General features: G+C 58.7%; 24 protein-coding genes. 10 read left to right on the forward strand and 14 right to left on the reverse strand.

Annotated features, from left to right (window positions below; translation table 11 throughout):
- Positions 1-227: 227 nt before the first annotated feature.
- The 5 genes from rpmB to ACLIRY_RS07340 form a co-directional block, all read right to left on the reverse strand.
- Positions 228-515 (reverse strand): 50S ribosomal protein L28, encoded by a 288-nt coding sequence (gene rpmB / locus ACLIRY_RS07320; protein WP_413204705.1) that lies wholly within the window; start codon positions 513-515, stop codon positions 228-230.
- 246 nt (positions 516-761) lie between these two features.
- Entirely contained in the window at positions 762-1,448 is a 687-nt protein-coding gene (locus ACLIRY_RS07325; RefSeq protein ID WP_413204706.1) for a protein phosphatase CheZ, read from the reverse strand.
- A 175-nt stretch (positions 1,449-1,623) separates the two neighbouring features.
- Positions 1,624-2,037: a hypothetical protein gene (locus ACLIRY_RS07330; RefSeq protein ID WP_413204707.1), complete on the reverse strand. Its 414-nt coding sequence runs from the start codon at positions 2,035-2,037 to the stop codon at positions 1,624-1,626.
- 15 nt (positions 2,038-2,052) lie between these two features.
- The gene (locus ACLIRY_RS07335) at positions 2,053-3,420 is read right to left on the reverse strand and encodes a hypothetical protein (protein WP_413204708.1); all 1,368 of its coding nucleotides are present in this window, start codon (positions 3,418-3,420) and stop codon (positions 2,053-2,055) included.
- A gap of 458 nt (positions 3,421-3,878) precedes the next feature.
- Positions 3,879-4,742, reverse strand: a complete 864-nt coding sequence (locus ACLIRY_RS07340; protein ID WP_413204709.1) for a hypothetical protein — start codon at positions 4,740-4,742, stop codon at positions 3,879-3,881.
- Positions 4,743-5,118: 376 nt separating this feature from the next.
- Here ACLIRY_RS07340 and ACLIRY_RS07345 point away from each other — a divergent pair, with 376 nt between their 5' ends.
- The gene (locus ACLIRY_RS07345) at positions 5,119-6,000 is read left to right on the forward strand and encodes a DUF4743 domain-containing protein (RefSeq protein WP_413204710.1); all 882 of its coding nucleotides are present in this window, start codon (positions 5,119-5,121) and stop codon (positions 5,998-6,000) included.
- 194 nt (positions 6,001-6,194) lie between these two features.
- Positions 6,195-7,169: an HpcH/HpaI aldolase/citrate lyase family protein gene (locus tag ACLIRY_RS07350; RefSeq protein WP_413204711.1), complete on the forward strand. Its 975-nt coding sequence runs from the start codon at positions 6,195-6,197 to the stop codon at positions 7,167-7,169.
- Between the two features lie 53 nt (positions 7,170-7,222).
- Here the strand turns inward: ACLIRY_RS07350 and ACLIRY_RS07355 are convergent, their stop codons facing one another.
- The 4 genes from ACLIRY_RS07355 to ACLIRY_RS07370 form a co-directional block, all read right to left on the reverse strand.
- Entirely contained in the window at positions 7,223-7,978 is a 756-nt protein-coding gene (locus ACLIRY_RS07355; RefSeq protein ID WP_413204712.1) for an FkbM family methyltransferase, read from the reverse strand.
- 139 nt (positions 7,979-8,117) lie between these two features.
- The gene (locus ACLIRY_RS07360) at positions 8,118-8,882 is read right to left on the reverse strand and encodes an SDR family NAD(P)-dependent oxidoreductase (protein ID WP_413204713.1); all 765 of its coding nucleotides are present in this window, start codon (positions 8,880-8,882) and stop codon (positions 8,118-8,120) included.
- 58 nt (positions 8,883-8,940) lie between these two features.
- Positions 8,941-9,960 (reverse strand): DMT family transporter, encoded by a 1,020-nt coding sequence (locus tag ACLIRY_RS07365; protein WP_413204714.1) that lies wholly within the window; start codon positions 9,958-9,960, stop codon positions 8,941-8,943.
- Positions 9,961-10,175: 215 nt separating this feature from the next.
- Positions 10,176-11,396, reverse strand: coding sequence for a class I SAM-dependent rRNA methyltransferase (locus ACLIRY_RS07370; protein WP_413204715.1), 1,221 nt, complete (start codon positions 11,394-11,396; stop codon positions 10,176-10,178).
- 71 nt (positions 11,397-11,467) lie between these two features.
- On the opposite strand from ACLIRY_RS07370, the gene ACLIRY_RS07375 reads away from it, so the two are divergent.
- The 7 genes from ACLIRY_RS07375 (at position 11,468) to ACLIRY_RS07405 (ending at position 18,199) form a co-directional block, all read left to right on the forward strand.
- Positions 11,468-11,686 (forward strand): hypothetical protein, encoded by a 219-nt coding sequence (locus tag ACLIRY_RS07375; RefSeq protein ID WP_413204716.1) that lies wholly within the window; start codon positions 11,468-11,470, stop codon positions 11,684-11,686.
- A 153-nt stretch (positions 11,687-11,839) separates the two neighbouring features.
- Positions 11,840-13,330 carry a cytochrome-c oxidase, cbb3-type subunit I gene (gene ccoN, locus ACLIRY_RS07380; protein ID WP_413204717.1) on the forward strand — a complete coding sequence of 497 codons (1,491 nt, stop codon included), beginning with the start codon at positions 11,840-11,842 and terminating at the stop codon, positions 13,328-13,330.
- Between the two features lie 17 nt (positions 13,331-13,347).
- Positions 13,348-14,085 carry a cytochrome-c oxidase, cbb3-type subunit II gene (gene ccoO / locus ACLIRY_RS07385; RefSeq protein ID WP_413204718.1) on the forward strand — a complete coding sequence of 246 codons (738 nt, stop codon included), beginning with the start codon at positions 13,348-13,350 and terminating at the stop codon, positions 14,083-14,085.
- A 35-nt stretch (positions 14,086-14,120) separates the two neighbouring features.
- The gene (locus tag ACLIRY_RS07390; RefSeq protein ID WP_413204719.1) at positions 14,121-14,288 is read left to right on the forward strand and encodes a cbb3-type cytochrome c oxidase subunit 3; all 168 of its coding nucleotides are present in this window, start codon (positions 14,121-14,123) and stop codon (positions 14,286-14,288) included.
- 1 nt (position 14,289) lies between these two features.
- The gene (gene ccoP / locus ACLIRY_RS07395; RefSeq protein WP_413204720.1) at positions 14,290-15,183 is read left to right on the forward strand and encodes a cytochrome-c oxidase, cbb3-type subunit III; all 894 of its coding nucleotides are present in this window, start codon (positions 14,290-14,292) and stop codon (positions 15,181-15,183) included.
- Positions 15,184-16,093: 910 nt separating this feature from the next.
- Entirely contained in the window at positions 16,094-17,185 is a 1,092-nt protein-coding gene (locus ACLIRY_RS07400) for a YjgN family protein (RefSeq protein ID WP_413204721.1), read from the forward strand.
- A gap of 3 nt (positions 17,186-17,188) precedes the next feature.
- Positions 17,189-18,199 carry a M48 family metallopeptidase gene (locus ACLIRY_RS07405; protein WP_413204722.1) on the forward strand — a complete coding sequence of 337 codons (1,011 nt, stop codon included), beginning with the start codon at positions 17,189-17,191 and terminating at the stop codon, positions 18,197-18,199.
- Between the two features lie 208 nt (positions 18,200-18,407).
- Here ACLIRY_RS07405 and ACLIRY_RS07410 read toward each other — a convergent pair whose 3' ends face one another.
- From ACLIRY_RS07410 to gloB, 3 genes are all read right to left on the reverse strand, one after another.
- Positions 18,408-20,555, reverse strand: a complete 2,148-nt coding sequence (locus ACLIRY_RS07410; RefSeq protein ID WP_413204723.1) for a protoglobin domain-containing protein — start codon at positions 20,553-20,555, stop codon at positions 18,408-18,410.
- 197 nt (positions 20,556-20,752) lie between these two features.
- Positions 20,753-21,382: a glutathione S-transferase gene (locus ACLIRY_RS07415; RefSeq protein WP_413204724.1), complete on the reverse strand. Its 630-nt coding sequence runs from the start codon at positions 21,380-21,382 to the stop codon at positions 20,753-20,755.
- Positions 21,383-21,384: 2 nt separating this feature from the next.
- A complete protein-coding gene (gene gloB, locus ACLIRY_RS07420) occupies positions 21,385-22,155 on the reverse strand; it encodes a hydroxyacylglutathione hydrolase (protein WP_413204725.1) in 771 nt (256 codons plus the stop codon).
- 359 nt (positions 22,156-22,514) lie between these two features.
- On the opposite strand from gloB, the gene ACLIRY_RS07425 reads away from it, so the two are divergent.
- Entirely contained in the window at positions 22,515-23,264 is a 750-nt protein-coding gene (locus ACLIRY_RS07425; protein WP_413204726.1) for a class I SAM-dependent methyltransferase, read from the forward strand.
- Positions 23,265-23,274: 10 nt separating this feature from the next.
- Here ACLIRY_RS07425 and ACLIRY_RS07430 read toward each other — a convergent pair whose 3' ends face one another.
- A complete protein-coding gene (locus ACLIRY_RS07430; protein ID WP_413204727.1) occupies positions 23,275-23,883 on the reverse strand; it encodes a hypothetical protein in 609 nt (202 codons plus the stop codon).
- Entirely contained in the window at positions 23,876-24,346 is a 471-nt protein-coding gene (locus ACLIRY_RS07435; protein ID WP_413204728.1) for a methionine biosynthesis protein MetW, read from the reverse strand. Before ACLIRY_RS07435 ends, ACLIRY_RS07430 begins: the two co-directional genes overlap by 8 nt.
- Between the last annotated feature and the right edge of the window lie 15 nt (positions 24,347-24,361).

The raw sequence follows: 24,361 nt of genomic DNA on the forward strand, positions 1-24,361 counted from the left end.
TTTCTGGAAATCTCAGGCAAGGGGAAGCCATTGATCTTAGGAGACACTGAACACGGAATATGGACAATCATCTGAAGAGTAGCAACTTTGTCCCTACATGGTGACAAAATGCGTCTCGGATATGCAAAAGGCCCGGCGATCAACGACGGGCCTTTTTGAGTGCTGTGCTGTAGACTGCTGCCGGTGGAAGCGAATCACTTTCCACCAAGATAACCCGAGATCAGCGATCAGGCCGCAGCCTGGGCTTTCGCTATGCGGCGCTTCACTTTGCGCAGCTCCAGCGGCAGCTTAGCCGAGGGAGTCGACATCAAGAAGGCGTCGAGGCCACCCTTATGCTCAATGGTACGCAGTCCGTGGGTGGACAGGCGCAGACGAACGGGCTGCTTCAGCAGGTCGCTCATCAGCGAGTTCACCTGCAGGTTCGGCAGGAACCGGCGGCGGGACTTGATGTTGGAGTGGCTGACATTGTTGCCGGCCTGTACGCCCTTGCCGGTTACGGCGCAACGACGGGACATGTGTCGGTCCTCTTATAAAAGCGGTTTTTGAATTCGAAGAGAGGCGGGTTCTACCCGAGCCCCCAGGATGGGTCAAGTGAAATCGCGGAATTCCGCGTGTCAAATTGCCTTTGATCGGAATCAGTTCCCTGGCGGTGCTGTCAGACCGATTCAACATGACAGGCTTGGATGCAGGCAGTATTGGCAAAACCCGAGGAAAGAAAAGCGGGATCGTTCCGTTCGATCCGTCTGCCCCATTTCCCAGGATCAATCGAAGAGTTTGTCGATATCGCCCTGCCCTAAACCCTCCCCTGCAGGGGCCGCAGCCGGTTTCGGTTTTGCCTTGCTTTTGGGCCGGGGCAGGGCTTTGCTTTCTGGCCGCTTGTCTTTGGACTTGGCCAGGGGAGGGGCCCCACCGGCAAACATGGCGTCAACGTCCGCTTGGGACACACCATGCCCCTCCAGTTGGGGGCCGTGCAGGAGTTTGTGGTCGGCATCTTTATCGCCGTTTTCGTCTTCGTCCACCGTTTGGTCGGCGATGGCTTCCTCGCCCCACATGGTAATGAGGTTGTGCACCCGCGATTCGATGAATTGTAGGGACGTGACCACCTTGGTGATCCGCTGACCGGTGATGTCCTGAAAGGAGCAGGCTTCGAAAATTTGACCAACCAAATCCGGAGCCCTACCCAATTCTGCCTTGATATCCGGATCCGTGACCTTTCCATTGACTGAATTGGTAATGGCATCCAAATTTTCCGCCGCTTCCATTATGGAATTTGTTGCGGATTCCGTGGAGGAGACAATGGCGTCCAGTTCGTCAGACATGCTTGTAAAGCGGTCGCTCTCCTGGCCTGGACGGTGGATGGAGGCAATTTCCCGCCGGATCTTTTGGATGTGCTCGAACAGGCCGAACACTTCCTTGCGCAAGATCATCAGATCGGATTTTTCGTTCATTTCAATACCCATTTGGGCCAAACGTATCAGTACCGCCTGTCCTTGTTCAACTGCATACCCCCTTTTGTTTAGCTTGGCCTCTCTGGCTGTGCCAGAAAAATCCAATCATCACAGGCGAAAAATATTCCCGCATAAGGGAACCCTGTCTCCCTATGATTGGGAGTCAGTAATGGCGCTATTTATCCGTATCCTTGCCTTCGTTCAATAGGGCTCGCATAGCAGTCACCATCAGCTTGCGGCGGTCTTCGTCGGATAAGTCGGCGAGGATTTTTTGTTTCGCGCGGTGAACCGCGAGCGCGTCGCTAATCAGTTTTTCCCGTTCCGGCGTCATGATTCGGGCTTGGTTCGTCCGGATAGCCTCCATCGCCTCTGTTCGGGCATCTCCGACAACCTCGGGAGGCGCATCCTCAGGGGGGGCAGTCGTAGCAGAGGGGGCGGAAGGTGGTGTGCCCTTTGTTTTTTTCTGGGCTTTTTTGGGCCGCTTGCCTAAGGCCGCATCTCGGGCCGCTGCCTTGACCAGGGGTTTGTTGCCCCCCGGCTTTTTCGGATCGCCCAGTAATTTGTTCCAGAAACCGTCGATCAGCCCCATGGGCTTCTTCCTTTGTCAGGCGTCGTGGGAGGTGGGTGGCGCCTTGCCGCTGATGGGTTCAATATCGACCTCCCAATCTTCGCGGGATGAATCCGGATCGCCGAACATGTCGAATTGGTTAGAGAGCCGGGGGGGAGAGGCCGAGGCAGCCGCCCATTCCTTTCCGTTGGGGTGCTCGTTCTGACTCGGGGTCAGGGTGGAACGGGACAGGGACCGTGCAACCCTTTCCTGGATGCTTGCCATATCGGATCCGCTGAGCGGGGGATAAGGCAGTCGACGGGCGATATCCTCCGCCGTTTCCTTGGGTTCGGGGGCGGCGCGGCCTCCGGCAGGGGGAGCTTCGACTGTCTTCAGGCGTTCGGCCAAGCGTCCATGGGATACGGTTGTTGTCTTCGTGGCCCGGGGGGGGCTGTGCTGGCGGGGGGGAAGGGGGGCGTTCTCCTCCTCCGTTATCCAGTCCCGATCCTTGGCGTGATCCATGTCCCCAATCCGGTCTTCCTGGTCCTTCTCGTCCTCGCTCCTGTCCGGATCCCCGTTGTTCCTGTCTGGATCTTCGTTCCCGAAATTGTCCCCTTTTCCGTTCCCGTCAACACCCTCAAAGCTATCCAGGGCTTCCTGGGGATCGATCATCGCGGCATTGAAATCGTCATCACTGTATGGATCGCTGGTGTCTTGCGCGGAGGAAAGGTGAGCGGTCGCGGTCGGTTGCACGCCTTCCAGCAGGGCGCGCATGCGAATATCGACGTCTTCCAGCATCAGCGCCACCCGCTCCATAGGGCCATCCTCCAGGATGGCCCGCAGCAGTCGGTCTTCGTCGTGCGTGCGCGAGAGCTCTTCAAGCAGGGCATGGCGCCTCAAAAAACGTTGCAGGGCCGCTGCGCTGGGGCCGTCCTCTGCCAACCGTTCGGCCAGCAGATCAGCAAACCCGGGTCCTGATTTCTCCGCACAATAGAGCAGGGTGTTTGGGATAGCCCAGGGGTAGCCCGCAGAGGTCAGGGCCCATTGGGTTTCCAACTCGGCCCGGTCAATGATGTCCAGGCGGTCCATGATTTGCGTCAAATGGGCGCAGAGGTCCTGCAGTCCCATGTCTGCGCTGTCCAGAAAGGCGCGCCGTCTGGCCTGTTCCTGCATCATGATAACTGTGCGGGCCAGACTTTCTGAATCGTCACCTCCGCGATGGCGACGACGGGGTTTCCCATGCAGTGACGCCCTCAGGGTCTGGGCGACCACCGCCGTCACAGCCCAGATCAGAGCCATGGGTAGAACGGCCGCAGCGATAACTGCAGCCAAACCGATGGGGGACAACCCCCCCAATCCGGGCCAGTCCGATCCGTTGGATACGGAAAGGGAAAAGACAATCAGCCAGAAGAGGGAAAGTCCCATGGCGGACAAAAATGGAAGAAGCGGGCCAAACACGATGGCGACTCTTTCGAATCAGCGAGCGAAAAGGGGGCCGAGGGTCCCGGACCATACGTTCACCTTGAAGAACGGAAACGGAATCAAGGCGGCGGCATCTGAACCAGTTTGTCTAAACAGGTCTGAAGCCATTCTAGGGAAACAATCGTCGTCGCGAATGGTTCCCCCACGACAGGGAATTGCTTGAACCACGGACCTTACGGCTCCTGGGCCTCGCTGGCCAGGGGTGAGGTGCATGGCGATAGTATGGTATGCCCTTTTCTGGTGTGAAAGCATGAAAATGCGCCAAGCGGCCCCTGAACCCGCCACTTGGAACGATTGAAATAATGAGGGGCATTTCGGATTGGCTCTTGGGACTCGAAACAGGGAACGGTAAACAAAATCCCAATCGATTGGAAGGGGGGTTCTGTCGCCGTGGCGATTTTCTACCCGATGCCATTCATTCTACCGGTGCTGTTTGTCGCCCGCTGTCTTGATATGGGAGGGCTCGGTTGACCCAGTAATTCAGACCAAGTGGGGGCCACCTGCGTGGTGGCGAAGTGCCGGTCCAGTCTATCCAAGTAAAGGCTCGCAATCTTGGTGGCAGACCCTTGGGGGTCGGTGATTCTATTGTCTGCGAAATTATCACGAATCTCTTTCAGACCGTCCAACATCAGATCTCGGAAAATCCGCGGGTCTTTTTGCGCGGAGGCCTGCCAGATCAGCCCCATGACGAGCCGGTCGACGAAGGCCGTCATGTGAAAGGTCGACGTCGGGTCCGTTAGGTCCTCTCGGCCAGGGGGCTGATCGCTGTCCCCGCTCAATGGAGTCTGGGACGTTTCGCCACTTCTGCTCTTGCGAGTGACTTGACTGATAATGTGGACCGTTTCCGCCACCAGTCGTTGGGTCGCCAGGGCCCGGGATCGGGCCATGCGGCCCCGCTGCCCGAAAACCGCAACCAGGATCAAAAGGGAGATACCGCCTAGGGTAACGGCGGCCAGGGTCTCTCCCCGCTCGGTAAGGACTGCGACCATGGAGAGGGCGGCGCTGACGAGAAAGCCGATGGTCACACCGACCAGCTTGGTCAGAAGGGTTGGAGCGCCGGTGATGATGATTGGCGCGGAAATCACAAAAAGCATGAGCCCCGATAGGGGGCCGAGGCCGTAGGTGCCCAGGGTCGCCAAGGGGTTGATGACAGGCCCATGACGTTGGGCCACGGACATCACCTGTTGGTAATCTTCATAGACGGGGATGCCGAGGACAGAGGCCAGCCCTAAGGCGGCCAGAATGGCGAGCCCGTTGTGAAGCATGCCTTGACTTGATTGAGACTGTTGCATTTCAACCTCCCAGTCTTGGGGTCCTGCTCCCGTCAATCGGGCCCGCTAGGCTCATCGACCTTTTTATGTCAGATAAGAATGAAAACAATTCGCCATTTCCATCCTATAAGTTGAATTTCTCTAGGGCTGTGACGCCTATCACAAGGGGAGGCCACGCAGGTCGTCTTTTTGAAAAGCTGCGCGAAATGGACGGCTTTCGCTCGGACGACCCATTGCTTTCATCTGGGCCAAGCTCCACTTACATAAGCAATGGTTGGGTTTGGCCTGTCCCAGATGTGAAGACCAACCCGCGCGATCCGCGTCGGTTCCCTTGTCGGCGCTTCCTCGAGGCCAAGGATACGATGTTCCCATGGGTTTTCTTCGCCACATACGCGCCTGCAATGTCCATGATCTGTCCGGTTTCAATCGGTTTGTCGTGGATGGCCGTCCCGTCGGCTGGATTCGGCGCCCCTTGGCGGAACGGCTGAAGGCCTTCCCCAAGGTCTTTGACTGCCGCATGGACCGTGTGTCCCTGGCAACGTCTCTGCGCGCCCCGGAGACGAGAACCCGCGCCGTCGCTGATGTGGTCGCCCGTCTGGCGGAGGATGGGGTTGTTCCTGCGCCTCGGGGCGAGATCTACAAGGTTGCTCAGGGGTGGGGCGAACCCACCCTGTTTTCCCTGGATCGAGCCGTGGTGCCCACCTTCGGCGTCCGGTCCCATGGGGTTCACCTGAACGGTTTCGTCGGTCGGGGCCAGGAGATGCGTCTCTGGGTCGGGCGAAGGGCGCGTGACAAAGCCGTCGCCCCGGGGAAGTTTGATAATATCGTCGCCGGTGGACAGCCAGAGGGACTGACCCTGCGGCAAAACCTGATCAAGGAATGCGCCGAAGAGGCGGATCTACCAGCGGATTTGGCCATGCAAGCCCATGCCGTGGGCGCGATCACCTATTGCATGGAACAACCCAATGGGATCCGCCAGGACACCCTGTTTTGCTACGACCTGGAATTACCCGAATCCTTCCGGCCCCGGAACACGGATGGGGAGACGGAGGAGTTCTTTCTCTGGCCCTTATCTCGGGTCCTGGAAACCGTACGCGAAACGGAGTTGTTCAAGTTCAACGTTAACCTGACCATCATCGATTTTGCCGTGCGCCATGGCTTCATTGATCCGGATTCCGAGCCCAACTACCAGGACATCGTTCTGGGTTTGCGGGACAGGGCTGAACCCAAGGCCGCCAATTCTCCGGTCTGAGTCGTCTCACTGGAGGGTTTGCGGCCCCACCGGAGGGTTTGCGGCCCCACCGGAGGGTTTGCGAAAGAATATTTCAGGAAATTGCGAAACCGCTTTCCAATGATTGTCTCGCGCTTGCACAACGGGATTCGCCCGACCATTCTTCCGAGCATAGATTCGCTCTTCAAAGAATAACATCAGGACGAGGACCTTCCATGAGCTTCAAGATTGTCGAACAGGCTCCGGCCCGCCTGAACCGCTCCGAACAGGCGGTTCCCGGTTCCAATACCAAGTTCCTGGAGAAGGCCGCCGCGGGCGACGCCGACGTGGTGTTCCTCGACCTGGAAGACGCCGTGGCGCCCTCGGAAAAGGAGCAGGCCCGCAAGAACATCATCGCTGCCCTGCATGACCTGGACTGGTCGGGAAAGACTGTGTCCCTGCGGATCAACGGTCTCGACACCCATTACATGTACCGGGATGTGATTGAGGTCTTGGAGGCCGCGCCGAACAAACTGGATCTGATCATGATCCCCAAGGTTGGGACGGCGGCAGACGTCTATGCCGTGGACATGCTGGTTACGCAGATTGAGGCCGCAACCAAGGCCACCAAGCGGATTGGCTTCGAGATGATCATCGAAACGGCGCTGGGCATGGCCAATGTGGACGAGATCGCCGCAGCCAGCCCGCGCAATGAATCCCTCCACTTCGGCGTGGCCGACTATGCCGCCTCGACCAAGGCGCGGACAACCAACATTGGCGGTCCTAACGCCGACTACGGCGTGCTGACAGATCCCTTGGCCGATGGTTCCCGTGCCTATTATTGGGGAGACATGTGGCATTATGCCATCGCTCGCATGGTTGTGGCGGCCCGGGCCCATGGGTTGCGGCCGATCGACGGCCCCTTCGGTGACATCAAGGACGCAGAGGGGTACAAGGCCCAGGCCATGCGCGCGGCGGTTTTGGGCTGCGAAGGCAAATGGGCCATCCACCCCAGTCAGAGCACGCTGGCCAACGAGCTGTTCAGCCCCAGCGAGAAGGAAGTGGCTCAGGCCCAGGCCATCCTGGACGCCATGGCCCTGGCCGAGAAGGAAGGCAAGGGTGCCGTGACCTTGAATGGCAAGCTGATCGATTACGCTTCGGTCAAGCAGGCCGAGGTTCTGGTCAATAAGGCCAAGCAGGTCGCCCGCTGACTCTGGAGGTTGGGTGTCGGGCGGATTGGATTGCCCGACACTCCACGCAAGTCTCAACCAAGCTCAATGACGGGAACAGGCATTTTTATTCCCTTCTTCAGGCAAATAATATTCTGAAAGGCATAGGTTTCGCAAATAAGGGGGAAATAGAAGCCAAAGTGTAGCGCTCCACCAGGAAGGAGGCGGTAAAAATCATACTCTGGTAAGAATTCCCAGAAATCCCTGAAAAACGTTCGCGCACAAATCGCATGCTCATTAAACTCAAATTGAATTGCATTGACGCGATTGGCGCGGATCGTTTTTTCAGCTCCTTTGAGAACGGCCATCTCGTGGCCTTCCGTATCAATCTTCAGTAGATCAATTGTTTCTAATCCCAAAATTTCGACTTGTTGATCAACCGTCGACATGGGGACAACATGGCTAACACTAGGCTTTTTATGAATGAGTGAAAATACCTCGCGATAAACAGAAGCATGACTACTTCCATCTTCTTCGGCATAATCATGCAAAGAGAGGGTTCCTATTTGGTCGCTCATGCCAAGATTGAAACATGCAATGCCAAAGCGAGCTGTGTTTTCCTCAAGAGTACGAAACGTTATTGGATGGGGTTCAAATGCAAAAATACGAGCATGTCCCTGACCACTAAGACAGGTCATACTATACCCGCCAACGTTGGCGCCAATATCGAGCACGACAGGGTGATCAAGACTTGCCAGATATTGATGGCAGAAATTTCGTTCTCCGCTCACCTCAGTGTTCTGATAATTTAAAATACCGATCTCATGCATGAGAGTCATGAATTTGGCCATATACGTCGAGTTCATCAATTCCCCTCCTGAGAGATGTCCCCTTTCCGAACCCAAAAGAAGCGAGAAGGGGCCCCTAGAATGCTCCGAGGCCAAGTTTGGCCACTTCTTGGCCCAACTTGGCCTCGAAGGCACTCTAAGATTACCTTGGCTCCAACCTTTGGGCACCATCCAGGCGGATAACCTCACCATTAAGCATGCTATTGCCGCAGATGGACAAGACCAGATTGCCATATTCCTCAGGCCGACCGAGACGGGCGGGGAACTGACACTTGGCGATTAAAGCCTCGCGGATCTCGTCACTCAGGCCCTGGGAGACCATGGGGGTCTCAAAGACGCCGGGGGCGATGCACATCACCCGAATGCCCGCCTTCACGAATTCCCGGGCGGCGGGCAAGGTGAGCGCAGCAACGCCCCCCTTGGACGCCGAATAAGCCGCCTGACCGATCTGCCCTTCGAAGGCCGCGATGGAAGCGGTGTTGACGATCACACCCCGTTCCCCGTCCTCCAGAGGGTCCAGCACCGCCATGCGAGCCGCAACCCGGCTCATGATGCAAAAAGTGCCGATCAGGTTGACCTCGATGGTCTTGCGAAAGACGCTCATGTCGAAGGGGCCGTTCCGCCCGACAATACGCGAGCCCGACACAATGCCCGCACAATTGACCGCGATCCGAGGCGCGCCTTGGGCCTCGGCCACTTGATCCAGGGCGGCATCCACAGAGACTTCGTCCGTCACATCGCAGGCGACGGCCATGCCGCCAATGGCCCCGGCATGGGCATGGGCCTTGTCCAGATCGCGGTCAAAAAGCGCCACTTTTGCGCCCGCTGCGGCGAGCACGGCGGCGGTGGCGGCACCCAGGCCGGACGCTCCACCGGTGACGATGGCGGATTTGCCAGAAACGTCCATGAGTTCTCCTCTTAATTGGTTTGATTGTCGTCGTTTGGACGGCCGAGAAGGGACGCCTTCATACCGGCTTGCGGGCTTCTTTTTTTAGCCGCGTTTCCCGCCAGAGGATATAGAGCGCCGACCCGACGATCACCACAGAGCCCACGAAGGTCCAGATGTCGGGAACCTCGTCGAAGATCAGGAATCCCGTGATCCCAGCAAACAGGATTTGCGAAAACTCAAAGGGTCCGACTGCGGAGGCCTCTGCAGACCCAAAAGCCTTCACGGCCATGAACTGGCCCAGGCTGCCAAACCCTCCAACCAGAAGCAGGGCAGCGAACAGCCAGGGATCGGGCCATTGCCACACATAAATGGCCGGTCCCAGGGTCAGCAAGGAGGATCCGACGGCAAACCAGGTCAGGATGGTCAGGGGTTTGTCCTTGCGCGACAGGATGGCGACGATGGTCATGGCGCAGGCAATCAGCAGGGCTGAGAAGGCCGGAGCCAGAGCCACCCACTCCATATGGGCGGGGTCGGGACGCAGGACGATCAAGACGCCACAGAACCCGACACCCGTGGCCAGTCCCCGCCGCCAGCCCACATGCTCGCCCAGGATCACTGCAGCGAGCACCAGCATGAATAGGGGGCGGGCGAAGCTGATGGCAATGACCATGGCGAAGGGCAGATGGGTCACGGCGTAAAACAGGCTGAACATGGCCGTGGTGCCAATGAACAGGCGAATCAGATGCAAGCCCGGCCGACTGGGGCGCAGAATCTCAGGCCCCATGCGCGCAATGAAGGGGGTCAAGGCCAGAAGCCCAAAGAGACAGCGGAAGAACGCAATTTGGAAAGCATGCAGGTTCTGGCCCGTGATTTTGATAAAGACCCCCATGATGGTGAAGGCCAAGGCGCTCACCAGCATCCAGACCGCGCCGCGAACGTTGGGGGGCAGGTCGGCCCAGCTGCCGGGGGTGTCAGGCGTGAAACCCGGTCCCCCGTCCCCCACGCCCGATGCGGCGGATAGGGAGAGGGTTTTCGGGTCAATCGCGCCTGTCGTGGGGTCGGGTTCGGTGGATGCACCGCTTGGAGAGGATGTCATGGTGTCCCTCAGATGCTCCTTCCCCGTAGAGGATACAAGACCGATTGTCCTCTGTTTCGGAGCCTTCAGGCACTGCAGCCTGGACAAGATCAACAGAAACGGGGGTGGCTTGATGAGGCGCAAGCTGGCCCCGTTTCACTCTATTTACATAGATTTTAGAGTGCCTTTGAGATCAAATTGGGCCAAGAAGTGGCCCAATTTGATCTCGGAGCACCCTAGTCCAGAACCCAAGTCAGGGTCTTGAGGTAGGCGGACTCGGGGAGGGCCGGATGGATCGGATGGTCAGGCCCAGCACCGCCTGAGCGGATAATGCGACCGGTCCGGCCCGCTTGGGCGATGCCCTTGGCCGACTCGTCCTGGAAGCGGTCGGTGGGCATATGGTGGCTGCAGGAGGCCAGGAACAGGAAGCCGCCGGGCTCCACCAGGGGGGCGGCGAGGCGGGCGACCTTGCGGTACCCCTTGGCGGCGCCAGCCACGTCCTTGCGGCTTTTGGCGAAGGCGGGGGGATCGCAGATCACGACTCCGAAGGTCCTTTTTTCCTTGCCCATGCGTTCCAGGGCCGAGAAGGCCTCCGCCTTTTCCGTGGTCAGGTGGTCCGCCAGTCCTGCGGCTTTTGCGGCCATGCGGGCCAAGTCCAATCCATGTTCGGAACGATCCAGGAGAGTCGCCGAGGTTGCGCCCCGGGCCAGGCAGAGCAGCCCGAATCCCCCCGCATAGGTGTATGCATCCAGGACGCTTCGGCCCTTGGCGAGATCGGCGACAAAGGCCCGGTTGGGTCGCTGGTCGAAGAACCAGCCCGTTTTCTGACCATCCAACAGATCCGCCCGATAGGTGAAGCCGTTTTCTTCTACCGGAACAGGGCCGTCGAGCGCCCCTCGGGCCAGGCGAACCTCCTGGGGCAGACCCTCCAAGACGCGGACGGGGGAGTTGTTGACAAGAACAATGGCCCGGGGGGAGAGGCGCGCTTCCAGGGCATCCAGGATAACCTCCGTCAGTCGATCCATTCCGGCGGTATTGGCCTGGACAGCCAGAACATCCCCCAAACGGTCGACGATCAACCCAGGAAACTGGTCCGCTTCCCCGTGGATCAGGCGACCATGGGGGGTGGAGAACAGAGCCGCGCGCAGGGCCAGGGCGCGGTGGAGGCGGGCGCCAACCCAGCTCTGGTCGATGGTGGCATCGGTCCGCTCATCCAGAAGCCGGGCGGCAATCAGGGAATGGGGACTGAAGGTCGCCACCCCAAGGGACTCGCCGCCCGCATCCTGCAGGGTGACCAGGGATCCAGCGGGCAAGGCCTTGGTCTCGGCTGTCATGGTCACTTCATTGGAGAACAGCCAGGGGTGTCCTTGCCGGAGGCGTTTCGACCGTCCCGGAGCGATGGACAGAATGGGGCGAGGGTCGGCGTTGGACGCATCCGAAGGGCTTTGAGAGGTCATCGTGGTTCCGAAATAAGGCGGATTCGCGCCGAAGTCTGGGCGGGAAACCCCTGGGTTTAATTGGTTTTTTCATGCGTTCTTCCCTCAAATGTGACGGCGATTTGATTTATGTCAATGGCGTGGCGAGGGTTGCCGGGCATAGTCTCGCCACCTTGGCCCCCGGTCAGGTGTGTTTCGCGTGGTGCTCGGGATGGCGTTGCGCGGAGCTGATCCTTGAAGCGGGGGAGATTGACAGAAAGGGGGGGCGCGCCGATCTGGCCGGATCCGTTGGGGATGAACGGATTGCTTGAACGGAGTGCTCACGGGGCCAAATGCCCGTCCAGATGACTTTTCCCATCGCGGATTTTGGGGCGGTTTGGTTCCTGTCAAACACCGTTCGTAGCGGAAACAAGCCCGGGGGCATGGTGCCCCGGGGTTCCTATTGGTCGATACAGGAGGCGGCATTGACGCAGGCGACCATGGCGCACGGCGCTCAGACGGACACGACGCCCTACGTCGAGGGCGTGATCAAGAAGTTCGTCCTCGCGGCGGTTTTCTGGGGTGTGATCGGCTTTTTGGCGGGCGACTTCATCGCCTGGGAGCTGGCTTTTCCTGCCCTTAACCTTGATCTGGAGTGGACAACCTTTGGTCGGTTGCGTCCCCTTCATACCTCCGCGGTGATCTTCGCCTTTGGGGGCAACATTTTGCTGGGCACGTCTTTGTTCGTGGTCCAGCGCACCAGCCGGGCGAGCCTTTATGGCGGCCCCGTAATGGGGAACATCGTTTTCTGGGGCTACCAGCTGTTCATCGTGATGGCGGCCTTGGGATATGTCCTGGGCGTGACCCAGGGTCGGGAATATGCCGAGCCGGAGTGGTTCGTCGATCTGTACCTGACCGTCGTCTGGGTGCTGTATCTGGCGGTCTTCGTGGGCACGATCCTGAAGCGGAAAGAACCCCACATCTATGTGGCCAACTGGTTCTACCTCGCTTTCATCGTGACCATTGCCCTGCTGCACCTGGGCAACAACATGGCAATCCCCGTCGCCTTGCTGGGCGGTGACAGCTGGATCAAGAGCTACAGCTTCTTCTCCGGCGTGCAGGATGCCATGACCCAGTGGTGGTATGGCCACAACGCCGTTGGTTTCTTCCTGACCGCCGGCTTCCTGGGTATCATGTACTACTTCGTGCCGAAGCAGGCCAACCGTCCGGTCTATTCCTACCGGTTGTCCATCGTGCACTTCTGGGCGCTGATCTTCCTGTATATCTGGGCTGGTCCGCACCACCTGCATTACACGGCGCTTCCCGACTGGACGCAGACCCTTGGTATGGCCTTCTCCATTATGCTGTGGATGCCCTCCTGGGGTGGCATGATCAACGGCCTGATGACCCTGTCCGGTGCCTGGGACAAGCTGCGGACCGACCCCGTTCTGCGCTTCCTGGTGGTCTCTGTCGGCTTCTACGGCATGTCGACCTTCGAAGGTCCGATGATGTCCATCAAGGCGGTGAACTCCCTGTCCCACTACACGGATTGGACCGTGGGCCACGTGCATTCCGGTGCTCTGGGCTGGGTGGCTTTCGTTTCCTTTGGCGCCCTGTACTACATGGTTCCGGCCCTGTGGAAGCGTCGCTCTCTCTACTCCCTGAAGCTGGTGTCCCTGCACTTCTGGATCGCCACCATCGGGATCGTGCTCTACATCACCTCCATGTGGGTGTCGGGTATCATGCAGGGCCTGATGTGGCGTGCTTACGATGAGCTGGGCTTCCTCCAGTACTCTTTCATCGAATCCGTCGAAGCCATGCACCCCTATTACATCATCCGCGCCACGGGCGGCGTGCTGTTCGTCCTGGGTTCTTTGGTGATGGTTTACAACTTCTATCGCACCATTAAGGGCGATGTCCGTGAGGACTCTCCCCAGGCGGCCTATCTTGGTTCAGCCGCTGGCGCACAGCAGTAAACGGGGGGGCGTGAAGAATGAGCATCATCAAACAACACGCGAAGATTGAAACCAATGTCCTGTTACTGGTCTTGGGGATCTTCGTCACGGTGATTATCGGCGGTCTCGTTGAGATTGTTCCGTTGTTCACCATCAAAAACACCATCGAGGAGGTGGAGGGCGTTCGTCCTTACAGCCCCCTTGAGCTCGCGGGGCGGAACATTTATATCCGCGAGGGGTGTTACAACTGCCACAGCCAGATGATCCGGCCCTTCCGCGACGAGTTGGAGCGGTATGGTCACTATTCCCTGGCGGCGGAGAGCATGTACGACCACCCCTTCCAGTGGAGCTCCAAACGGACGGGTCCCGATCTGGCGCGGGTGGGCGGCAAGTACTCCAACGAGTGGCACCGCCGTCACTTGGTCAATCCGCGTGACGTCGTTCCCGAGTCGATCATGCCCGGGTATCCCCATCTGCTGAAGACTGAGCTGACCTTCAATGACGCTGCGGCGCACATGAAGACGCTCGCCCTGGTGGGTGTGCCCTATACTGCGGAGGAAGAGGAGAACGCGACGGCCGATTTCGTGGCCCAAGCAACTCCCGATGCCGACCATGACGCGCTTTTGGCCCGCTATCCAAAGGCGGTCGTGGGCGACTTCGATGGCCAGCCCGAGAAGATCACCGAAATGGATGCCCTGGTCGCCTTCCTTCAGGTCCTGGGTACCATGGTGGACTTCACGAAGTTCGATCCGGCCGCAGCTGACGCGATCCGCTGATCTTAACCCTTTGATATCGAAAAGAAGCATCGGTCATGGAATTTCTCACGGACGTATCGCACTTTCTGCGCCAGTTCTGGGGCCTGTGGCTGATGCTGGTTTTCGGGGGGATTATTCTTTGGGCCTTCTGGCCGAAGAATAAGGATCGATTCGAGAAATATGGTGAGATCCCTTTGCGGGACGACCAAGACGAGGAGCGATAAGATGGCGGGCACTCCTAGAAAGGACGCCATTTCCGGCCAGTCGACCACTGGCCACGAGTGGGATGGAATTGAAGAATTGAATACTCCCCTGCCGGGTTGGTGGGTTTGGGTCTTCTATGCATGTATTCTTTGGGCTATCGGATATATGGTGGTTTATCCGGCGATTCCCTTGGGCAGCACCTATACCCCGGGCATTTTCGGCTGGCATACCCGCAACGAAATCGTCCAGGAAATGGATGCGGCCTACAAGACCTTCCATGCGGACAAGGTCGAGCAGATCAACAAAATGGATGTGTCGGCGATCCTGGCTGACGATACTTTGCGGACCTACGCCTACCATGCGGGCGAAGTGATCTTTAAGGAAAACTGTGCTCCCTGCCATCAGTCCGGTGGCGCAGGGACCAATGGTTACCCGACCTTGGCCGACGATGAGTGGTTGTGGGGCGGTAGTGCCGACGCCATTTACAAGACCGTTGAGTATGGCATTCGTGACAGCGTGAACTACGACGATACGCGCTTTAACGAGATGCCGTCCTTCGACTACCTGTCGGACGACGAGTTGAACACCCTGGCGGACTACATTGTCTCCGTTTCCCAGGGTGGTCCGGCCACCGGCCCGGGCGCTGCTCTCTTCAGCGATAACTGTGCGGTTTGTCATGCGTCGGCCGGTGAAGGTCCGATTGCGGATGGAAACCAGGACATGGGTGGGCCGGCACTGAACAACCAGATTTGGCTGTACAGTGGTTTGCATCGGACTCTTGGAGATAAGGAGGCGATCCTGTCCCAGATGAAGACTCCCCAAAACGGTGTGATGCCGGGTTGGTCGGGTCGCCTGAAGGATAGCGATATCAAGTCCGTTGCGGTTTATGTTCACAGCCTGGGTGGCGGCCAGTAGGACCGTCCCAATCCCAGTGAGACCCAAAAGCACCCGGCTCTGAAAGGAGCCGGGTGTTTGTTTTAGGTCATCGGAGATATCTGGAGGGCAGTCGTGATCCGGGGCGGATTCTTCAAGGGACCCATCGCCATCTTTTCCGGGCAAACCCACGGTACACGACAGAGGGTATTTTCCCGTCACGGGGCTTTGCCTAAAAAAAGGGGGTTTGGGTGGGGGCACTTGCCCTCAAATAGGCTTGGGCTATCGCCCAAAAAACACGAAACACCGTCGTGTACTGTGGGACAAACCGCTTAGAGTCCGGGATGGAATCCGGTGCGATCCCAGAAGCCGGTTTCCCATGCATCACGCATCAAGGACCCTTGGCTGCCTGAAAGGTGAAGGATGTCTCTGGGGATCCGAATTTCCCGATTATTCTCGACAGTCAGGGTAACGGTTTGCTCTTCTGTCGGGTTGATATGGGTCCCATTGGATGGGCGGCTGCGTCGTGTCTCCATGGTCTAATCCCTTCTTCCCTTGCGTGACTTGGCTTACCTTTTTGAGCTGCTCGCACTGTGTTCCTGTCAGCTTACGCAGGAAACGCTGGCTTGGGTGTGACAAAGTGACGACTCTTTTCACGTATCGGTCGTGACCTTGATGCCTAATACCAAGCGGCGCGGGTTTAAACCCACGCCGCTTTTCTTGCGTTCAAACGCCAGGCGGGCTTTTACGCGCCATAAGGGGCTGCGGCCACTTGGTCGCTTCCAAGGTGCGGTGAGTCAAACTCACCGCACCTTGGTATCACTTGTTGAATCTAGATTAAGCGGAGCCAACGATCCAATCAGGTTAGTATGTTTGACAGAGGTGCATTTAATCCCGTGCCACGCGCGCGATATTCAGTTGGGATCTGGCGCACTTTCTAAGGGGAATGGAAATGGACGGGATCCGTGTTGAGTCTGTCGAGAGGCGGAAGAAAGAAACTTTCCTGTTTACGGGAAACACGAAGGATTACTTCGGGATTTGGATCGTTAATATTCTTCTAACAATCTTGACTTTGGGTATTTGGTCCGCTTGGGCCAAAGTTCGGCGCCTGCGATACTTTTATGGAAACACAGTTATTCTGGGAGGGTCTCTTGATTATACGGCATCTCCGTGGGCTATTTTATTAGGCAGGATCCTGGTTGTTGTGGCTTTTGTGATTGTTTCGGTTGTTCAGCAGTTCTCCCCTCTAGGTGGGATCGCCTTATTCACCGTCTATCTCTTCATTCTTCCTTGGCTTGTTTGCCGGTCTTTGAGGTTTAATGCCAGAAATACGGTTTGGCGGAACGTAAGCTTCAATTTTCGCGGAGAGTGGGGACAGGCCTTTATCGCCTATGTGATCTTTTCTTTTGTGAGCCTGATCAGTCTTTTTATCCTGGCTCCGATGGGTCTGCGCGTGGTGGCACGGTTCTGGGCGGATAATCACGATTTGGGTACGGCCCGCTTTTCAACGGAAACCAAGCTGTCCGACTTCTACAAAGCCATGGGCTGGGCCGTTGGCACCTTTCTGGGGATTCTGGTGGCCTGGGGAGTGCTGGTGTGGACGGCTCTGCTGGCAAGCAATTGGGAGCAGTACGGTACTTTGTACGGCCTCTCCGTGCCCATCTTTTCCCAGCCCTTCTTTCTCCTGCTCTTCTTTCTCCTCCTGATTTTCTTCCCCCCGTATTTGGTGGCCAAAGCCGTTTTCAGTGCCCATGTTCGCAACATCGTGGTGAATGGCTTGACTTTGGAGGGAGGTCACTGGTTTCGGTCAACCCTGCGGCCGGGCCGATACGTCTGGATTGTCGTAACCAATGCGCTCGCGACCTCTTTGACCCTCGGGTTGGCGCACCCCTGGGCCGCAGTGCGGCTCTGGCGTTATTCTACGGAAAATCTGCATGTTCTGCCCGGGCAGGATATCGAGGCTTTTGTCGACACGCAGGAGGGCGCGGGAAGTGCATTCGGCTCAGAATTCTTCGCTTTGGACGCAATAGATCTGGGGCTTTAACAGATGGCAAAGGCTGTCCAGGGGACGTTGATGGAGGCGCACAGTGCCAGGGGGATTGCGGCCTCTTTGACCGAAGAAGGGGGGCGTCTCCGTCTGGTTTGGGCGGAGGGCCGTTTGGAGGTGGATGCCGCCCGGGCGCGGGTGAGCGATCCCATTGCGGGTGTGCCTCGACGCCTGACTCTTCCCGACGGGCAAGTTTTTCTCGCGCCGGACAGTCGGGTCCTGACGGCTTTATTGCGGGCTGGGGGAATGGCGACACCGGGCCGTCTCATCGCCTGGGCAGAGGTGTTTCGCTTTCGTATCGGCCTTATTCTGGGCGGTCTTCTCGTATTCCTGGTCATGGGCTTGCGGTGGGGTGTTCCCTTGGCGACGGATGCCGCAGCTTCTTTGGTGCCGCTCCCTCTCGAGCGGATGTTGGGGGAGCAGAGCCTGATGGTCTTCGATCAATCGGTTGCGGAGCCCACGACCCTCTCTGCGGCTCGGCGTGCCCGTCTGACCGCTGGCTTCCGGTCCCTTTTGCGCGCTGCAGGGCTGCCTGAGGACATCGACCTCGCTTTTCGATCCATGCCGCAATTTGGCCCCAATGCCCTCGCCCTGCCCGGGGGGCCGGTTGTTTTGACCGATGAATTGGCGCGATTGACCGAGAATGACGATGAAATAATTGCGGTGCTGGCCCATGAGGTGGCCCATTTGAAGGAGCGCCATTCCCTTCGAAGGGTCACCAGAGCCTTGGGATTATCTGTGGTGATAACGTTAATGATGGGAGACATGGGCGGAATCGTTGAGGAAGCCGCCGGTGTTCCGGTTTTGTTGTTGGATCACGCCTATTCCCGGGACTTTGAACGGGAAGCCGATGATGGGGGCGTGGCTTTGCTGCGGAAGACGGGGCGGGATCCGGCGCTGTTGGGGGCGATGCTCGCCCGCTTGGCTAAGACCTGCGGGCGGTCCTGTGCGGAAACGACGTGGTTTTCCACACATCCGGGCATGACCGAGCGTCTCGAACGGTTGCCTTGAGTGAAGAGGTGATGAGCCGGTGTTGGCTTCGCGGTCACTCTGCCCGCGCCCTTCATCGTACCTCGCTTTAGAGTGCCATAGTGTCTCGTCTTTTTGGGCGATTGCCCAAGCCCATTTGGGGGCCAATGCCCCCAAACCCCCCTTTTTTTATGCCCCGTGACGGACTCTCCCTGTCGTGTACTGTGGCCATGAAATGGCCCAACGTGATCTAGGGGAGGAAGGCGAGGCGCATATTGCCCCAAAGGCGATCATTAATCCGAATGGGGCAGTCTATTTCCTTCAGCAGTTCCATATGTCCGCTGTCCAAGACCCGGGGATAGGTCTGGACCAACATGGGCCGCTGATTGGTCGCCGCAACCAGTCCCGGCCGGTCGTCGAAAATGCGCCGGTTCCGGCTGTTCGCCAAATTCCATTCCGTTTCTCCGGGGCGCTGGGGCTTGCTGAAGGCCGCATTATGCGTGGGAATATATCCATTCCGATCCGTTGCACAGACCATGCGGATCGCCGGGTCCGCAGCAAGAGTCCGATCCTGAATGGCCGGAAACAGGCTGTCGGTCAGCTCCGAGTAGCGAGTGGTGAACTGCAATGGATCCGACCCATGAACGGGCGCGTACTGGGCGTCAAAAAGGTCTTCAACCGCAATGCGGCGTTGATCCAAGGCGCTTTGAAGGGCGGCCGCTGCTTGGTTCGCGGCGGTCTGGCACAGATTGGAGTAACGATCGTTCTGGGCCTGGGCCTCTGTCATGATTTTGCGAACGCGGTCGCTTTGGGCCTTATCGATGGTTTGGAAACGGCAATGAATACCCGTCTCGGTCATGCCCATGACGGCCAGGGAAAAGCTCAAACCGTCCTTCATGATCAAAATGGCCTGATCGACTTTGGGCAGGTCGATTTTGGGATCGGACGGGAGCACCATGCAGCCGCGCTGGCTGAGATCGGCGATGAACCCGTCGAAGGTTTTGCCGCCCAATTGAAGACGGACGGCTTCCACGGCGGCAAGGCGGTCCTCGGTGCGTCTGTTCCCCGTAAAGGAGCTTCTGACGACAATGACAAGCCTCCGTCGCATATCCAGGATGCTTTTGGAGACGAGCTCGGCAAGGTCGTCCACCTTGGTTGCGGTCACTTCTGACTGTTGGACCTGCTGGGCCACATCCTGAATGGATCCCGCAGCGTGCCCCGTGGCTGAGGAGGCCTGATCGGCGGACCTGCCAATCTCGCCGGTGGCGGCATTTTGCTCCTCGATCGCAGCGGCTATGGACCCGGACATATCGTCCACTTCGTTGATTTTTTTGGCGATGGACGTGATGGCCTGGTTGGCCTTGCCGGTGGCGGAGCGGACACCCCCGACCTGATCGTTGACGTCCTTTACGGCTTGTTCGGTTTGGTTGGCCAGTGACTTTACCTCGCTCGCCACGACGGCGAACCCCTTACCCGCATCACCGGCCCGGGCGGCCTCGATGGTGGCGTTCAAGGCCAGCATTTTGGTTTGAGTGGCAATGGTGTTGATCAGGTCGACCACGCCACTGATTTTTTGGGCGGCGGCGGAGAGGCCTTCAACCAGAGCTTGGGCTTCCTGTGCCTCGTCCGACGCCTTGGCCGTGACCTGTACTGAACCGGAGACCTGACGGGCGATCTCGGCACTGGAGGCATTCAGTTCCTCCGTTGCTGCTGCGACCGCGCCCACGTTTTCGGATGCTTCGTTGGAGGCATCGCGCACCTCCCCCACCAGCTGGGTCAGCGCCTGGGCCGCGTCCTTGAGGCTGCGGGACATTTCAGACATATGCGCGGCCTGGGCGGCGACGTCTTCCACGGTCATCTGGATTTCCCGTTCCAGCATTTCGACCACAGCAAGGCTCTGTTCCTTGACCTTTTCGACTTCGCCCTTGGTGTTGTAGGCACTGATTGCCAAATCCATATCGAGCATGATTGCCGAGGTAATCGCGTTCAACTGCCGGGTCATGCTCTCGGGCTTGTGCTTGCCCCGGATCAGGACCTCTTGCACCCGTTGCAGGAAGAAGGTGTAGCCAGCGATATAGTAGCGGGGGTCCAGCCCGATCAGAGCGTGGGCGTCGCCGATCCGTTTGGCCCGCTCGAAGAAATCACCGTCAAAGGAGCCGCTGAATAGGATTTCCCAATGTTCTGCCTGCTTGGTCTTGAGAACTGGGATCTCGGGTCCCTTGTCCAGGATCGCCACCAGATCTGGATTCCTGGTGATATGGGCGTAAAACCCGTCGATCAGGCTGGGCAGGTGGGGGCGGACGAGAGACCAAGCGGCCCGCAGATCCGATCGGGATTGATCGGAGAGGCCTAAAAAGGCGAGTCTTGCATCGCGATCCTTGGCGATGGTGTCCGTCATGGAACAGTCCCCGATCAACAGTGGATTTTATGGAATTGTGGTGAGATCTTTAGCCCAATCCGACGTTTCGGAGTGTTGGCCAAAGACCTTAAGAGTTTCCTGACGATCTGAAGGCGAACGCCCTAAAACGTCTAGATCTTTCATTCTTGATTGAGCCATCATTCAAAAAGTGGGTGACGAGACGGGAGAAAAAACAATCACGCGCTTTTCGGGGGGGCTGTCGCGACCATGCTTGGCCGCTTTGCGAAATCCTCGTACCAAGCGGACAGTCCCGGATGATCGTCTCGCCAGAACTCGTCGGCGAAGCGGAAGTCCAGGTATCCCAAAGCCGCACCAATGGCGATGTGACCGATGGTCAAAGAGCTGTCCGTCAACTTGGATGCGTCTTTTTCCAGTAACTTGAGTGTGCGATCAACGGCCCGTTTCATGCGTTCGGGCCACCAGGTGCCCCGTTCGTGTTCGGGGCGGCGATGGAACTCGATTGTGCGGGCGAGGGCCGCATCGGTTACGCCATCCCCAAGGGCGAGCCAGCGAAGGGCGTCCAGGCGCGCCGCGCCAGAAGAGGGGAAAAGCTTGGCCTCCCCATGCAGGTCATCCAAGTACAGGCAGATCATCACGCTTTCGGGCAGAACCGTACCGTCGGGCAGGATCAAAGCCGGGACCTTGCCCAGGGGGTTGTCGCCCTGGATATCCGTGTCTTCCTCCCAGACCAAGGTGGGAATCAGGTCTAGGCAGTCGATCAGACCCGTTTCATGGGCCAGAACCATGACCTTCCGCACGTAGGGCGAGGCCGGGGAGTGGCGCAGGCGCATTTTTGTTTGAGTCATGGTCAGAACCGATCCTTTTTCAGGCGGGTGGTGGCGAAGACATCGACGGCTGCGGCTCCGTCCATGGAGAGTGCGGCCTGCAAATCCGCTTTATCGGCGCGGAGGAAGGGATTGTAGGCTCGCTCCTGGCCCAGGAACGTGGGCACGGTGGGGTGTCCCTTGGCCCGCAGGGCATCGACTTCAACGGCGCGGTCGCGCAGGGCTTGATTGCGGGGGTCCACGGTCAGGGCAAAGGTGATGTTGGACTGGGTATATTCATGGGCGCAGAAGATCAGCGTTTCGGCGGGGAGGTCGCGTAGGCGCATCAGGGACTCCCACATTTGTCCCGCCGTTCCCTCGAACAAGCGGCCGCAGCCAGCAGAAAACAAGGTGTCCCCGCAGAAGAGGGCGTGGCTGTCCGGAAACCAATAAGACACATGGCCCAAGGTATGGCCCGGGGTTGCGATGACCTCCGCCTTGGCCTCGCCGATCTTGATGTAATCCCCATCGGTCACGGTTTGGTCGATACCGGGAATGCGCTCAGCGTCCGGACCGTAGCCGACGATCAGGGCACCCGTGGCTGCCTTTATGCTCTCGTTTCCCCCCGTATGGTCGAAATGGTGGTGAGTGTTGAGGATATGGGTGATGGTCCAGCCGAGCGTGCGGGCCTTGTCCAGGACTGGTTCGGCTTCCGCTGGATCGACCACGGCACAGGCGCCCGTCGCCTTGCACCGAGCCAAGTAGATGTAGTTGTCTGAAAGGACGGGAATTTGCTGGATGTCCAGTTTACTCAAGGTGATGTCTCCCCGGACGGTGGATTCTCGGGCCGGGCGGCGGGCCTTTACGGAGTGGATGAGATTGTCTCGTCCTTAGCTTATAGACCTTGGACTCTCCAAACCATTGGGTTTGGCTAGGACCTCCGGCCCCTGAGGGAGCGACCCTCTCTTCGTGCGATCCGTTCTCTTTGGGCTTTCGCCGCTGGTATACCCGGCGGATTCTTTTTACCCTGTCCCATGTGGGGTTGCCAGCCGCCAACGCAAGCAGTCTTAGGCTGGCGAAGGCAGGAACCGGCCTTAAGGTCGCATTTCGTCTTTCCACTCAGGTCCGATGGAACCGACCCCGTTGATTTTTGGAAATTGGAAAGGATGGCTGCATGTGGACCGATGTCGTCGACCTGAGGGAATTCTATGGCAAGCGTCTGGGGCGCGCGGCCCGGCGTTTGAATCTGGCTGCCCTGCGGGAGCGCTGGCCCGATGTGAGGGGGGCCCGGGTGCTGGGGCTGGGATATGCCAGTCCCTATTTGCGGCCATTTACGGGCGAGGCCGAACGGGTCATTGCCGCCATGCCCGCGCCCATGGGGGCAGCCCGGTGGCCGACGCGGGAACCGGCCCTGACCACCTTGGTAGATGAATTCGATCTGCCTTTTCCCGACCGTTCCTTCGATCGCCTGTTGTTGATTCATGCTTTGGAATTCACCGACCACGCCCGGGTTCTTCTGCGGGAATGCTGGCGGGTGCTCGCCGACGGTGGGGTGATGATTGTCGTCGTTCCCAATCGGGCGGGGGCCTGGGCCCGGTTGGAGCGGTCGCCCTTCGCCTACGGTTTGCCCTACTCGGAAGGGCAATTGTCCCGGCTGCTGAAGGACAACATGTTCGCACCCCTGGGGTCTGGCACCGCCCTGTTCATGCCACCAACCCGGTCGCGTTTGGTGCAGGGATCGGCCAACGCATTGGAGCGCCTTGGGAACCGGTGGTTTTCGGGTTTTGGCGGGGTGGTGATCAGCGAATGTGCCAAACAAATTGCCTTGCCCTTGTTGCGGGAAGCCCCCCGCCGTCGGGTCTACGCCGCTTTGCCCAGATCGTCCCGGGTTTCGGGACCCTCGCCGGCGACCCGGGGAGAGTGACGGCAGGGTCCTATCCCTGGGAAGAGGGCACGACGGAGGTGAAGGACCAGACGCCATTCTCGTCGAGCTCGACGCGGCCTAGAGGACGTCCGGTGCCGGTGGGGAGGTGCAGCCCGGCCAATCCGTCCGTGACGATGACGGTGTTGTCGGGACCGATGATGGCGCCGACCCGGGCATCACCTTTGGGTGAGGTCAGGATTGGTCCCACGGCTGTGCGCAGTACCCGGACCACAGCGGGGTTCACCAAGTCGACCAGGATTTCGCCACCCGGTTCGTTCAGACGCACATAGGGACCACCGGTCTCGAGAGAGGCCTCGTGCCAGGACACGGTCATCGCATCCTTTGCGTTGGCGGCTTCGAAGAGATCCGTTTCCACAATGGGTTGCCCAGCCCGCTCCAGGGCGATATGGCGGCGTTGAGAGCCTGACATGATCGTGCGTCGGACAAGGACCAATCGGCTGGTCGAATCGGGCAGGGGAATCACGACCCGCTCCCGTTTCTCTAGAACCAGGGCCAGGGGGTCATCGGCGAATTGGACCAGCGCCAATCCCCCCATAACCAAGCTCAATAGGCCGAGGGCGCCGGTAATGGCGAGGACCTTGCGGGTGCGCCTAATCACGATTGTGTTTCCTTGGATAGCAGGAAGACCGGTTGAGCCGCCAGAAGGGTGGCAGGGGGCCGTCGGCTTCGAATTGTTGGAGGCGGCCCTGTTCGCTCAGGGCCAATCCCTTCTTCACGCGATTGGCCATATCCTGGCAGAGTTGACGGAAATCGAGAAGGGTACAGAAGTGGGAATTGGATGCGGTCCCCCATTGCAAGGGAATGTCACCGCTGATCGGCATTCGTCTCCGGGTCGCAATCTGAAAACGCTTTTTCCAACAGGAGAAATTGTGAGTTGAAGCGATGGCGCGGGCGGCGATACGCAACAGGTTTTCAAGGATTACTCGGGGATGCTCTGTTTCCCGCAAGCTGTCGACTCCGCCTGGTGGGGAGGGCGGCGTTGGTGAATGGGGGGGCGGCGAATGGAGGGGCGGTGATCGCGAGGGCAAGGGCTGTCTCCGGTCGTCGAACGACGTCCTCACCTGCTTGAGAGTCCG

The organism is Rhodospirillum sp. A1_3_36 (genome assembly GCF_047263945.1).
GTDB lineage: Bacteria > Pseudomonadota > Alphaproteobacteria > Rhodospirillales > Rhodospirillaceae > Rhodospirillum.